At 59.6% G+C, this 12,628-nt stretch carries 9 protein-coding genes; 4 read left to right on the top strand and 5 right to left on the bottom strand.

The window, feature by feature from the left end; genetic code table 11:
• Positions 1-126: 126 nt before the first annotated feature.
• The 3 genes from B6S09_RS05495 to B6S09_RS05485 form a co-directional block, all read right to left on the bottom strand.
• Complete coding sequence (locus tag B6S09_RS05495) at positions 127-1,572, bottom strand: FAD-dependent oxidoreductase (RefSeq protein ID WP_094277507.1); 1,446 nt, start codon at positions 1,570-1,572, stop codon at positions 127-129.
• A 135-nt stretch (positions 1,573-1,707) separates the two neighbouring features.
• Positions 1,708-5,145: a transcription-repair coupling factor gene (mfd, locus tag B6S09_RS05490; RefSeq protein ID WP_094277506.1), complete on the bottom strand. Its 3,438-nt coding sequence runs from the start codon at positions 5,143-5,145 to the stop codon at positions 1,708-1,710.
• Positions 5,142-5,708: a PilZ domain-containing protein gene (locus tag B6S09_RS05485; RefSeq protein WP_094277505.1), complete on the bottom strand. Its 567-nt coding sequence runs from the start codon at positions 5,706-5,708 to the stop codon at positions 5,142-5,144. Before B6S09_RS05485 ends, mfd begins: the two co-directional genes overlap by 4 nt.
• Before the next feature lie 92 nt (positions 5,709-5,800).
• Between B6S09_RS05485 and B6S09_RS05480 the strand changes: the two genes are divergently transcribed.
• From B6S09_RS05480 to lolE, 3 genes are read left to right on the top strand one after another with little or no spacing between them, the layout of a single operon-like run.
• Positions 5,801-7,012, top strand: coding sequence for a lipoprotein-releasing ABC transporter permease subunit (locus B6S09_RS05480; RefSeq protein WP_094277504.1), 1,212 nt, complete (start codon positions 5,801-5,803; stop codon positions 7,010-7,012).
• Positions 7,005-7,685, top strand: a complete 681-nt coding sequence (lolD, locus tag B6S09_RS05475; RefSeq protein ID WP_094277503.1) for a lipoprotein-releasing ABC transporter ATP-binding protein LolD — start codon at positions 7,005-7,007, stop codon at positions 7,683-7,685. Before B6S09_RS05480 ends, lolD begins: the two co-directional genes overlap by 8 nt.
• On the top strand, positions 7,685-8,926 hold the full coding sequence (lolE, locus tag B6S09_RS05470) for a lipoprotein-releasing ABC transporter permease subunit LolE (RefSeq protein ID WP_094277502.1): 1,242 nt from the start codon (positions 7,685-7,687) through the stop codon (positions 8,924-8,926). The genes lolD and lolE overlap by 1 nt, the downstream gene beginning before the upstream one ends.
• A gap of 445 nt (positions 8,927-9,371) precedes the next feature.
• Here the strand turns inward: lolE and B6S09_RS05465 are convergent, their stop codons facing one another.
• Positions 9,372-9,851: a DUF2062 domain-containing protein gene (locus B6S09_RS05465; RefSeq protein WP_166670254.1), complete on the bottom strand. Its 480-nt coding sequence runs from the start codon at positions 9,849-9,851 to the stop codon at positions 9,372-9,374.
• 26 nt (positions 9,852-9,877) lie between these two features.
• On the bottom strand, positions 9,878-10,390 hold the full coding sequence (locus B6S09_RS05460) for a DUF2062 domain-containing protein (RefSeq protein ID WP_094277500.1): 513 nt from the start codon (positions 10,388-10,390) through the stop codon (positions 9,878-9,880).
• A 27-nt stretch (positions 10,391-10,417) separates the two neighbouring features.
• On the opposite strand from B6S09_RS05460, the gene B6S09_RS05455 reads away from it, so the two are divergent.
• The gene (locus B6S09_RS05455; protein WP_094277499.1) at positions 10,418-12,622 is read left to right on the top strand and encodes a DNA internalization-related competence protein ComEC/Rec2; all 2,205 of its coding nucleotides are present in this window, start codon (positions 10,418-10,420) and stop codon (positions 12,620-12,622) included.
• Positions 12,623-12,628: the final 6 nt, after the last annotated feature.

The following is a 12,628-nucleotide window of genomic DNA, read 5'->3' as shown; positions in this document are numbered from 1 at the left end:
GAATGCAGCTCCGGCATTAACCGCAAGCATGTGTCATGCCCGCACGGGCGGGCATCCAGAGCAGAGTGCACGGCGATGGCCTTCCTTTGCGGGAGTGGCTATCACCATTGCAACTTTCTTCACGTCTTACCAGCCGTTTTCCGCCAGCTCTCTGGGGTAGCCGCGGGCTTCGGCCAGCTGAATGGCGGTGTTTTCCACCTCGGCGGCGGTTTGCCGGCCTACCAGAGTCAGATCCGGGCTGAGCGGGCCTGAAGAGTCCAGCCAGCCCAAACCGCTCAGTTTGTCGATAATACGGTCGGCGGCGGTCAATGCCGATGATGCCTTTACAATTTCCACCCGGGCGTAGTGATGCCCTTCAAAAGACACATCGGCGGCTCGCAGTTTGGGATCGCTGCCCGGAATTTGCTGGGCACCAAACAGCGGTTTGCCGGCAGGGGTGGCTCGGGCAAAATCCGGCAGCAGCCGGGCCAGGTGATCGATGGCACGTTGGGTGCGTGTTTCGGCATCATCCCGATTCCAGCCTTGGTTCAGTTGCTGTCGATAGGCTTCGGGTAATGTCGGCTGGGCACTGTGTCCGGGGCTGGCTACCAGGCCGTTCTTGAACAGGGTAATGGTATCGGTCATGCCGTGCAGCTGAAACAGGCCGCCGGGGTAGGGAGTGAGCTGGGCCATGCCCCGGGGGGTACCCCGTTCACCGTGAAAAATGACTTCGGGCCAGTCGGCGGTGTCGGGCCAGCGGGCCAGATAGGCGGCTTTATATTCCACCAGCCGCTCGCGGCGGTAGCCGGCCATGTCGTCTACCAGGCCGGTACGAAAACCGCAGGCGTTAACCAGAAAGTCCACTTCATCCACGCACTCTCCCTGTGGGCCCACGCTCTGTACCAGCCAGCTGCACTCGCGCTGCTCCAGGTGAGTGGCCCGGGTATTCAGGCGCAGGTCGCACAGCGGGGAATTATTCAAGGCCAGTGTAGCGGTGGCGGCCATACGGAACAGGCTCCAGCCATATTCTTGCACCAGGATAAGAGGAAATTTCAGTTTGTCGGCATCCAGCTGGCGGGCCAGGGGGATGATCCAGTCATCGTGGCAGTGGGCGCGGGCTGGCTGTGGTTTGCTGGCCAGCGCTTCGAATTGTTCCCGGCTATAGCAGCGGTAATAATCCTCCGGCTCGCCCAGCACCTTGTTGGCGGGGTCTTCATCTGCCAGTAACTGATATTCCCGTACAACCTGGTGCAGACGGGGTAACAAGGCGAGCGGATCGCCGGGATCGGTCGCCGGCACGGCAATCACGGTAGGGCGGCGGTTAATGCTGTGAGGGTAGGCACGCACGGAAGCAATGGACTGGCGCAGCAGGGTCAGGCATTGCTCGTCACTGATTTCACGATACAGGTTGCCCCCTGCATGCAAATGGCAGATAGGCGGGCCGTTAACCAGGCCGGTGCTGCTTTCCAGCAGCAAGGTGTGAATGCCCATGTCGGTGAGGCGCAGCGCCACGGTGGCACCGGCGATACCACCTCCCAGAATGCCCACTCTGAGCGGGCGTGTGGCCCAGGCGGCACAAGATGTTGTGTTCATCACTTCTCGGTCAGGATGTCATACAAAACAGATGGGTCATTGGTCACCTCTGTCATACCGGGGCAAGCCCGGTATGACAGATTTCAAAGCGAGTGACTTCATCTGTTACTTCTATCCCGTCCCTGGGAGTGCGCATCAGGCCTGATGCGCCGCAAATTCGTTAAGCATATCGCCCACCAGCGACAGCCGGGCTTTGGCATCATTGCTCGGAATAGCAAAGCGCAGTTTGGTGGGGCCCTCCATTTTGTAGATGCGGGGCTGACTTTGCAACAGGCTCACCAGATAGCCGGGATCGACCCTGGCGTCCTGGCCAAAGTTGATGGTGCCTCCTTGCGGACCGGCGTCGATTTTCTCAATGCCAAGTTCACTGGCTTTGCTCTTGAGCGCGGAAAGGGCAATCAGGTTTTTGCCCGGCTCCGGCAGCAGGCCAAAGCGGTCAATCAGCTCCACCTGCAGTTCACGCAGGGCTGCATCATTTTCGGCGGCAGCAATGCGCTTATACATGGAAAGGCGCATGTTCACGTCGGGAATATAATCGTCCGGCAGCAGCGCAGGCAGGCGCAGTTCAATGTCGGCCTGGCTGTTGAGCAGTTTGTCCAGTGTCGGCTCCTTGCCTGACTGCAGCGCCTTCACAGCCTGCTCCAGCATTTCCATATAGAGGCTGAAGCCAATGGCGGTGATCTGGCCGCTTTGCTCGTCGCCGAGCAGCTCGCCGGCACCACGGATTTCCAGATCATGGGTGGCCAGGGCAAAGCCGGCACCCAGATCTTCCAGCGCGGCAATGGCTTCCAGCCGCTTTTTGGCATCCGTGGTCATGCGCTTGGGGTGCGGGGTCAGCAAATAGGCGTAGGCCTGATGATGAGAGCGACCTACCCGGCCCCGCAGCTGATGCAATTGCGCCAGGCCCAGCTTGTCGGCACGGTCCATGATAATGGTGTTGGCGCTGGGCACGTCGATGCCGGTTTCAATGATGGTGGAGCACAGCAACACGTTAAAGCGTTGGTGGTAGAAGTCCGACATCACCTTTTCCAGTTCGCGCTCGCGCATCTGGCCGTGGGCAATGCCAAGACGGGCCTCGGGCACCAGGGTGCGCAGGGCGTCCGCGCTGTTCTCGATGGTCTGTACTTCGTTGTGCAGATAATAGACCTGACCGCCCCGTTTCAGCTCCCGCAAAATGGCCTCGCGCACCACAGTCGGATCCGACTCGCGCACAAAGGTCTTTACCGCCAGCCGTTTGGCCGGCGGGGTCGCAATAATGGAGAGATCCCGCATGCCGCCCATGGCCATGTTCAGGGTGCGGGGGATGGGGGTGGCAGTCAGGGTTAAAATGTCCACATCGGCCCGCAATGCCTTGATTTTGTCTTTCTGACGCACGCCAAAGCGGTGCTCCTCATCCACAATCAGCAGGCCGAGATCTTTAAAGCGCACATCCTGGCTCAGCAGCTTGTGAGTACCGATCACAATATCGATGCTGCCATCCGCCAGTCCTTCCAGCGCCTTGTCCTGCTCCTTGCCGGTTTTAAAGCGGCTGATGAGTTCTACCTTGACCGGCCAGTTGGCAAAACGGTCGCGGAAGTTGTCGTAATGCTGCTGGGCCAGCAGGGTGGTGGGCACCAGCACCGCCACCTGCTTGCTGCCGTGCACCGCCACAAAGGCGGCGCGCATGGCCACTTCGGTTTTGCCGAAGCCCACATCGCCGCACACCAGCCGGTCCATGGCCTTGGCCTGGGTCATATCGGTCAGCACGGCATTAATGGCTTTCAGCTGATCGTCGGTTTCTTCAAAGGGGAAGGCATCGCAGAACTGACGATACGCCTGTTTGTCGTGGGCAATGGCCTGTCCCGGCTGTGCAGCCCGGCGGGCATACACATCCAGTAACTCGGCGGCCACGTCGCGTACCTTCTCGGCGGCTTTGCGCTTGGCTTTGGCCCAGGCATCGTTGCCCAGCCGGTTGAGGGTCGGATCATCGGCACCGCTGTAGCGGCCTACCAGGTGTAAGGCGGTGACCGGCACATACAGCTTGTCTCCGGCGGCATATTCCAGCGTCAGGTACTCCGACTTCATGCCCCCGGCATCCAGGCTCTGCAGGCCCATATAACGGCCGACACCGTGATCCAGGTGCACCACCGGCTGACCGATGGACAGCTCCGCCAGATTCCGGATCAGCGTGTCGGGGCTGAGGGCGGCAGACTTTTCCCGCCGCCGGCGCTGAATGACGCGACCGCCGAGCAAATCGCCTTCACAGATCAGGGCGAATTCATTGCCCAGTACAAACCCCTGTGTCAGCGGGCCGACGACCAGGCCGAGCTTGTCTTCGCCGGTGGCAAATTCGTTCAGACTGTTTACTGGCGAGAGTTTGAGGGGAGAGCCTGCCAGCAGCTCGGTCAGTGCTTCACGCCGGCCGGCGCTTTCCACCGAGAACAACACGCGCCCGGCAAAGGACTGGCAAAAATCCAGCAGTCGCGCCAGCGGCACGGTTTTTTGGTGCTCTACTTCAAGCTCGGGCAAGGCTTGCACCGGGGCGTTCATGCGCTCGCCTTTTTCCGGTACCGTGCTCTGGCTCAGCTGCAGCCGGGGCCAGCGGTTCAGCTCGTGCATCAGGGCGTCAGGCTTTAAATAGAGCTCATCCGGGGCCAGCAGCGGACGCAGCATGTCGTGGCGGCGATCTTCATAACGTTCATTGATGTCGCGCCAGAAGCTCTGGGCTGCAGGTTCTGCATCGCCCACGGCCAGCACCAGCATGGTGTCGGGCAGGGCATCGAACAGGGTCTGGGTCTGTTCAAAAAACAGCGGGAAGTAATATTCAATGCCCGCCGGCAGCTGGCCCTGGCTCACTCTGTGATAGAGCGACTCCGGTTCGTTGCGCAGGGCAAAGCGTTCCCGGTACTGACCGCGGAACATCTCAATGGCGGCGCTGTCGGTGGGAAATTCCCGGGCCGGCAGCAGCCGAACTTCCTTAATTTTGTCTCTGGAGCGCTGGCTGTCAGGATCAAAGGGACGCAGGGTATCGATTTCATCATCAAAAAAATCGATGCGTACCGGCTCGTCGGCTCCCATGGGGAACAGGTCCAGCAAGGCCCCCCGGGCGGCAAACTCGCCGTGCTCCAGCACCTGCTCCACTGCGCGGTAGCCGGCCTGCTCCAGGCGCTGGCGCAAGTGGTGCATGTTCAGCCGGTCACCGACCTTCAGCAGCAGGCTGTTCTGCTCCAGCCAGTGTCGTGGCGGTGTGCGCAGCATGAGCGTGGTCACCGGCACGATCAGCAAGCCCCGGTTCAGCTCCGGCAAACCGTAAAGGGTTTCCAGTCGTTGGGAAATAATGTCCTGATGCGGCGAAAATTGATCAAAGGGCAGGGTTTCCCAGTCGGGCAGTAACTGTACCGGCAATGCGTCATCGGCCAGCAGATAAGCGACTTCCTGCTCCAGGCGCAGGGCGGTAGGCGTGTCGGGTACCACCAGCAGCACCCGCTGAGATTGTTGTTTAACCTGACCGGCGATGGCCAGAGCCAGGCTGCTGCCAATCAGGCCACCCAGGCTGGCCCTGGGTTTGGGAACGGGACTGGAAATATCGATCATGAGTCTTTGCTGTGTTGGGCGCGCTGCTCGGCGCGGGCTTTAAGTTGTTTGGCCTGCAACTGCAGGCTGGCGCGAATAAGGGCGTCTCTGTCCTGCTCACGAATGCGGGTAAAACGGCAATGGCAATGCTGTTCGCCGGGGCCGGTCTGCACTTCACCATAGGCATAAACCGCCACCGAATATTCGGGTAAAAACAGCTTGATACGAACTGGCTGGCCATCGGTCATAGGCTGTCGCGGCACAAAGTCAAAACCGCTGCCTCCCAGAGAAAGGGTGTCATAGCGGCAATCCGGGTCGTCCTGACCTGCTAACAAATAGCTCAGCATCAGATCAATTTTGCGGGACTGCTGATTGATGATGTCCACCAGTTCACTGGCATGGTCATCAAGATTGCGCAACAGGCGGGCCTGATGAGTATCGATGCGGGTGACTTCACTGATCAGCCGGAATGGTGCCGGAATGTCGGCTTCAAACTGCTCAGCATCAGGCACGGTTTCATCCTGCTCAAGAGGGAGCAGGTTCACCTGGGCACGGTATTCCACACTGAAATAAGGATCTGTCATGCTGTACTGCTCTTGTTGCGCCTGTCACAAGCCTTTATTATTCCGCAACTTGCGGGTGACGTAAAACCCTTTGAAAAACGGAAGATTATGCCATGTTTCAACCCCTGACGCTGATGCTGGGTCTGCGCTATGCCGGAGCCCGGGGACGGCGCAGTTTCGCTTCTTTTGTATCCGGCTTTTCCACCATCGGCATTTTGCTGGGGGTGGCAGCACTGATGCTGGTGTCGTCGGTAATGAACGGCTTCGAACAGCAGTTAAAAGACAATTTGCTGGGGGTGATACCTCATGCACTGGTAACGAATGACGCCCGTCGCCTGAACATGCCAGCGGAGCAGGCCGGGCAGCTGGCCCATGTGCCCGGGGTGGTGGCCAGTTCGCCCTTTATCAGTGCCGAAGCCATGGTACAGGGCCCGGCGGCGCTGACCGGTGCCGAGCTTTACGGTGTGGATCCGGCCAACCCGGCAGACCGGCTGCTGAATATGCTGGACGAGCAGACGCTGGGATATTTCCGCGATTTGCCTTATGGCCTGGTGATGGGGGCGGGGCTGGCCCGGGAGCTGGGGGTGAGCCCCGGCGACAAGATACGGCTGACCGTAACCGAAGGCAGCCGTTTTACCCCATTGGGCAGAGTGCCCAGCCAGCGGCTGTTTACCCTGGTGGGCACCTTTGCCACCGGACAGGATGTGGACCGGCAGGTTGTGCTGACCCGGCTGGAAGATGCCGGCCGGTTACTGCGTTACCGGCCGGAGCAGGTGTCCGGTTTGCGGCTTTGGCTGGCAGATCCCTTTCAAGTGGACAAGCTACCGGCGCTTGATAACGGTCTTCGCTATGAAACCTGGCAGCACAGTCGGGGTGAGCTGTTCCAGGCGGTAGCCATGGAGAAGCGGCTGATGAGCCTGATGCTGGCACTGATTATTCTGGTGGCCGCGTTTAATATTCTGTCTGCCATGGTGATGGTGGTAACCGACAAGGAAGCCGAAATTGCCATGCTACAGACGCTGGGGCTGAGTCGTGCCCGGGTGATGGCGGTGTTTATGATCCAGGGAGGGTTCAGCGGCGTGCTGGGCAGCCTGCTGGGCTTCGGGCTGGGGCTGCTGCTTACCCTTAATCTGGATGCCGTGCTCAATGTGCTCGGCATTAACTTTTATTCCTCTGCCGGTGGTAGCCAGCTGCCGGTGCTGCTGAACTCTGCTCAGCTTGTGATTATTTTGTTTTCCACCCTTGCCCTGTGCGTGCTGGCCAGCCTGTATCCGGCCTGGCGGGCATCTCGGGTGCAACCTGCCGAGGCCCTGCGCTATGAGTAATTCGTTGTTGACGGTTGAGAACCTGACCAAAACCCACCGTGACGGCGAGCGCTCGGTGAGCATTCTGCATGGGGTCAGCCTGGGACTGAATGCCGGCGAAAGTCTGGCGGTGGTGGGCAGCTCCGGCTCGGGAAAAAGTACCTTGCTGCATTTGTTAGGCAGCCTGGATACCCCTACCTCCGGCCGGGTGCTGGTGGAAGGGGAAGATCTGCACCAACTGCCCAATCGGGCTCAGGCTCGCTTTCGTAACCAGAAAATGGGCTTCGTGTATCAGTTCCATCATCTGCTGGGCGAGTTCAGTGCGCTGGAAAATGCCGCCATGCCGCTGCTGATTGCCGGCCGTCCGGTGGCCGAAGCCCGTTCCCGCGCCGAAACCCTGCTGGGCAAGGTGGGGCTCTCGCACCGGCTTGATCATCGCCCGGCCCAGCTTTCCGGCGGTGAGCGTCAGCGGGTGGCCATTGCCCGGGCGCTGGTCAATAACCCCAGGCTGGTGCTGGCGGATGAGCCTACTGGCAACCTGGATGCGCACAGTGCGGCGGATGTGTTTGAACTGCTTGCTGAGCTGCAGAGTGAACTGGGGACGGGGCTGGTAGTGGTGACGCACGATCTGGCACTGGCCGGACGGCTGAACCGTCAGGCCCGGTTGGTGGACGGTCACCTGGAGGAACAATAATGTTTCGGCCATTACCGGTTTATCTGGGCTGGCGTTTCAGCCGGGCGCGGCGGCGTAACCGCTTTATTTCGTTTATTTCGGTAGCTTCCATTCTGGGCATTGCCATCGGAGTCAGTGCGTTGATTCTCGGGTTGTCTGCCATGAATGGCTTTCAACGGGAGCTGGAAAACCGCATTTTGTCGGTGTTACCCCATGGTCAGCTTTATGCTGCCGATGGGCCGGTGGCCAACTGGCAACCGATGCAGCGTCAGCTGGAAAGCGCTCCCGGTGTGGAAGCCGTTGCGCCGTTTGTGCCACTGGAAGGCTTGCTCAGTAAAGGGGCCATGCTCAAGGCGGTGCAGCTGCAGGGAGTTGATCCCGCACGGGAACTGCGCATTTCGGCACTGGGTCCTTATCTGGATGGAGGCAACCTGGATGCACTTGAGCCCGGTGAGCGAGGCATTATTCTGGGGCAGGCCATTGCCGACAAACTGAAACTTCAGCTCGGGGACAAGGTATCGCTGTTGTTACCGTCTCCTGGTGAGCAGGGGTTTGGCTCTCCTCGCCGGCACGCATTTACACTGGTAGGTGTGCTGCGTCTTGGTGGCCAGCTCGACAGCGTACTGGGCTATACCCACATCCAGGATGCGCAGGAGTTGCGTGAGCTCGGCGACAGTATCAGCGGTTTTCATTTAAAGGTGAATGAAGTGCTGCGAGCTGATCGCATCAGTTTTGATGCCGCTATGCCGCTGCCGGCAAGCTTTTATGTGACCAGCTGGATGAACAGCCAGGGCAATATATACCGGGATATTCAGCTGGTACGTACCCTGATGATAGTGGTGCTGCTGTTGGTCATGGCGGTGGCCAGCTTTAATATTGTGTCTACGCTGGTGATGGCGGTGAACGAAAAGAAAGGGGACATTGCCATTCTGAAAACCATGGGGGCCGGCCCCTGGCAAATTCGTGGAGCCTTTGTGGTGCAGGGCATGCTTAATGGGGTGACCGGTGTACTGGTCGGCGGCTTGCTCGGTGCCTTGCTGGCCAGCCGGCTGTCGGAGCTGGTAGCCGGTTATGAAAAGCTGACCGGTCACCGGATGCTGAATCCGGATGTGTACTTTATTGATTTTATTCCCACCGAGTTTCACTGGGCGGACCTGTGGCTGGTGACCGGCTCGGCGCTGGTGCTGATCTTTATTGCGACCCTCTATCCCGCCTGGCGGGCAGGTCGCTTGCTGCCAAGGCAATTGCTGGGCGAAGCCTGATCTTCTCTTCGCCCTGTCATGCCCCCGCCTTCGCTGGGGCGATGTTTTTTCCTGTCATCTCCGCGCAGGCGGAGATCCAGAGCAGACGTGCACGGCCTGGATTATGGTGTGGGCTGCCATATGGACCCCCGCCTGCGCGGGGGCGATGGCTTTTTTGTTGTCATGCCCGTGCAGACGGGCATCCATAGCAGATGTGCATGGCCTGGAATATGGCGTGGGCTGCCATATGGACCCCCGCCTGCGCGGGGGTGACAAAATAAGCGCGGAGACGACGGTTTTTTTTGCTGTCCTGCCCGTGCAGACGGGCATCCATAGCAGATGTGCATGGCCTGGACTATGGCGTGGGGTGCAGCATGGACACCGTCTTCGCGGGAATGGCAGTCGGGTACATGGATTCCCGTCCCTGCCTGCGTGAGGATACCGTTCCTTCGTGGAAATAATCCGATTATCTTTCGCGCTTGTACCGCCGGTGCCATGCCAGTTGCACCTTCCAGCGCCAGCCCAGGCGGGTGAGCAGCCAGCCGAGGAGGGCGGAGGCCAGTGCCAGTATCAGGCTGCCGGTAAACAGTGGCACGGCCACGGCCAGCGCCTCGTGTTCCAGCGAAAAATGGGTGTTGAATTCCACTTCGGGCTGGCCCAGCAGCTGCCGGCCCAGCTGGTAGGCAAAATAAAACATGGGAGCGATGGTCAGCGGATTATTCACCCATACCATGGCAACGGCCAAAGGCAGGTAACCGCGCATCAGTACTGCCAGAGCGATCGCCACCAGGGTATGCATGGGCAGGGGCAGCCAGGCGGCAAACAGGCCGGCGGCCACGGCTACGGCAGCAGAGTGGCGATTGCAGAACCAATAGTCCGGATCCAGCAGGCGATCCCCGAACAGACGAAGGGCCTTGTTGCCACGCAGAGCTTCCTGGCTGGGCATTTTGCTCCGAACCCACTGGCGTAGCATCAACGCCCCTGCCGCCGTCGTTTCCACTGGCGCGATACCGACCAGCGCCACAAACCGTGAATAAACATATACCCGATGGCTGAGCTGACCAGTCCCAGCACCAGGCTGCCCAGTAAAAAGGGAGGTCCCACCGTGCTCATAGCACCGGCCAGCCAACTCAGACTGACTTCAAAATGCTCATAATGATGGGGGCGGTTCAGCAAGAAGGAACCCAGCCGGTAGGCAAAATAAAACATGGGGGGCATGGTCAATGGATTGGTAAACCATACCAATACCGCCGACAGTGGCAAATTCACACGAAACAGCATGGCTCCGGCCGCGGCCACGACCATCTGAAACGGAATGGGCAGCCAGGCACAAAACAGGCCTACAGCAAACGCGCCGGCGGCAGAATGGCGGTTTAAATGCCACAGGTTGCTGTCGTGTAAACGGCTGCCAAACATACGCAGGTATTTATGGTCTCTGATGGAGCCATGCTCGGGCATCAGACGTTTTAGGATCTTTCTTGGCATTTGCTCCAGGTCCGCAATACTTACCGGATGGACAAGCGGCTGTTTTTCTTATGTGCTGGCATCAGCAGTTGCCTGTGGTGGCCCTGGTTGCCGGCCGTGGATTTATGGTTACCACTGGCAATACTGTGTGTTGCCGGCTGGCGTACCCACCCCGCTGTTACCGCTTTTATACTGGGGGTGGCATGGGTACTGTGTTTCAGCCATTGGCAGCTGAGCTGGCTGAAAACCACTCATGCTGTCGATAACAGTCATATTATTACCGGACGGGTTATCGATGTTGAGACTCAGCAGAGCGGTGCCAGCCGACTGATTGTCGGTCTGACGCACCTGCAGGGTCAAGCACTTTCACCAGCTCCCCGTATTCTGCTCAGCTGGTATGGTCATTCGTCACCACCGGAACCGAATGACACTTTCAGTGCCATTACCCGGCTTTACCCTCCTCACTCGCTTGCTAATCCGGGCAGTTTTAACAGTGCCCGCTGGTTGTTGGGGCAGGGCATTACCGCCCGGGGATACCTTACCGGCACACTCACTCATGATGCCGCGCAGCCGGATATCAGGGATCGTTTACTCGCACGCTTTAACCAAAGCACGCATGGCTTAACCACGCAAGGCTGGCTCAGGGCGCTGAGCTTTGGGGAACGCAACGGGCTGACGCCGGATGACTGGAATATGCTGCGGGCACTGGGCATCAGCCATCTGTTTGCGATATCCGGTTTGCATATCGGTCTGATGGCCGGCCTGGGATGGCTGGCAGGCAGATTAACCGGGCATTACACCGCCGGGCTGCTGACTGCATTGGTGCTGGCCGCCGGTTATGCCTGGCTGGCCGGGTTTGGGGTGGCCACGCAGCGGGCCCTGTTAATGCTGGTCGTGTGGCTGAGCCTGCTGTGGTGGGGCCGTTACTGGAATGGCAGACGTATTTTGCTGGTCACCATGACCCTGCTGCTGATGGTGAACCCCTGGCTGGTGCTTAATCTGGGGTTCTGGATGTCGGTGCTGGCGGTCGCGGCGTTATTACTGCTGGCCGGCGGCCGGGGGCGGTATCGGCTGATCCGCCTGCAACTGGGGCTTGGGGTATTGTTACTGCCGTTGGTAATGGTGTTGTTCGGAGGTATCAGCTGGTTGTCGGTGCCGGTTAACCTGTTGCTGATCCCGCTGTTTTCTCTGGTGCTGATCCCTTTGTTGTTGCTGGGATGCGGTTTATTGCTGCTGTGGCCTGCGATGGCGGTACCGGTTTTCCAGCTACTGGATCATGTATTCACCGGGTTAACAGGTGGCCTGCACTGGCTTGCCGGACATTTTTCTCCCTGGTCCGAGTTGCCGGCCACCTGGCAGGGGCTGGTTTTGTTGCTGATGTTGTTACCCTTGTTGTTGCTGCTGCCCGGTGCGCGCTGGCTGGCGCTTGCCTTGGGTATGCTGGTCGTGCTGGCGTTATGGCCCGGACCGGCCTGGCAGGTGCGGGTGCTTGATGTGGGGCAGGGGTTGTCAGTGCTGGTGACACAAGGTGATCGGGCGCTGTTATATGACACCGGCAACCGGTTCACATCGGGCTTTAATATGGCAGATGGCGTTATTCTGCCCCTGCTGTCGCGGCTGGGGATTACCCGGCTCGACTATCTGGTGGTGAGCCACGAAGACAGCGATCACAGTGCCAACCGTCACTATCTGGCCACCCAGATGCCGGTTGTCCATCGTTGGGGAGCCTGGGCCCGCGGCATGCCTTGCCGGGCCGGCCAGCAACGGCAATGGGGACGGCTCACACTGCAAATGCTCTGGCCCGTGAGCCCCGGCGGTCATCGTAATAATGACTCCTGTGTGCTGCGCATCACCGACGGGCAACTGGCTGTTCTGCTGACCGGTGATATTGAGCGCAGTGCTGAGCTGGCCCTGGTCGGCCGGCAGCCGGTCCTGCAGTCACAACTGCTGTTAAGCCCGCACCACGGTAGCCGAAGCTCATCGGGCACGGGATTCATTCAGGCGGTATCGCCGGAGTGGGTGGTGCATACCGCCGGTTTTGCCAATCGCTGGGGATTTCCTGCTGCTGAGGTGGAGGCCCGCTACCGGAACGCCGGCACTCGCCAGCTGGTAACCGGCCGGGAGGGGATGATCCATCTGGTGGCGGAAGGCGCGCACTGGCGCAGAATCGGACAGGGCAGGGCCGGCCCCTGGTATCAGCATCTGGCGACCTGGCGTGAAACTGGCAGAAATCCGGTCAGACCGTTAGAATAGCGCCTC

Source organism: Oceanimonas baumannii, from assembly GCF_002245495.1.
GTDB classification, from domain to species: Bacteria; Pseudomonadota; Gammaproteobacteria; order Enterobacterales; family Aeromonadaceae; genus Oceanimonas; species Oceanimonas baumannii.
This window is presented reverse-complemented; position numbering and strand designations above follow the sequence as displayed.

Excerpts from the sequence above, each read along its gene's own strand:
- B6S09_RS05495 (WP_094277507.1), bottom strand. The coding sequence starts at position 1,572 with ATGAACACAACATCTTGTGCCGCCTGGGCCACACGCCCGCTCAGAGTG.
- B6S09_RS05480 (WP_094277504.1), top strand. The coding sequence starts at position 5,801 with ATGTTTCAACCCCTGACGCTGATGCTGGGTCTGCGCTATGCCGGAGCC.
- mfd (WP_094277506.1), bottom strand. The coding sequence starts at position 5,145 with ATGATCGATATTTCCAGTCCCGTTCCCAAACCCAGGGCCAGCCTGGGT.
- lolD (WP_094277503.1), top strand. The coding sequence starts at position 7,005 with ATGAGTAATTCGTTGTTGACGGTTGAGAACCTGACCAAAACCCACCGT.
- lolE (WP_094277502.1), top strand. The coding sequence starts at position 7,685 with ATGTTTCGGCCATTACCGGTTTATCTGGGCTGGCGTTTCAGCCGGGCG.
- B6S09_RS05465 (WP_166670254.1), bottom strand. The coding sequence starts at position 9,851 with ATGCCCAGCCAGGAAGCTCTGCGTGGCAACAAGGCCCTTCGTCTGTTC.
- B6S09_RS05460 (WP_094277500.1), bottom strand. The coding sequence starts at position 10,390 with ATGCCAAGAAAGATCCTAAAACGTCTGATGCCCGAGCATGGCTCCATC.
- B6S09_RS05455 (WP_094277499.1), top strand. The coding sequence starts at position 10,418 with ATGGACAAGCGGCTGTTTTTCTTATGTGCTGGCATCAGCAGTTGCCTG.
- B6S09_RS05485 (WP_094277505.1), bottom strand. The coding sequence starts at position 5,708 with ATGACAGATCCTTATTTCAGTGTGGAATACCGTGCCCAGGTGAACCTG.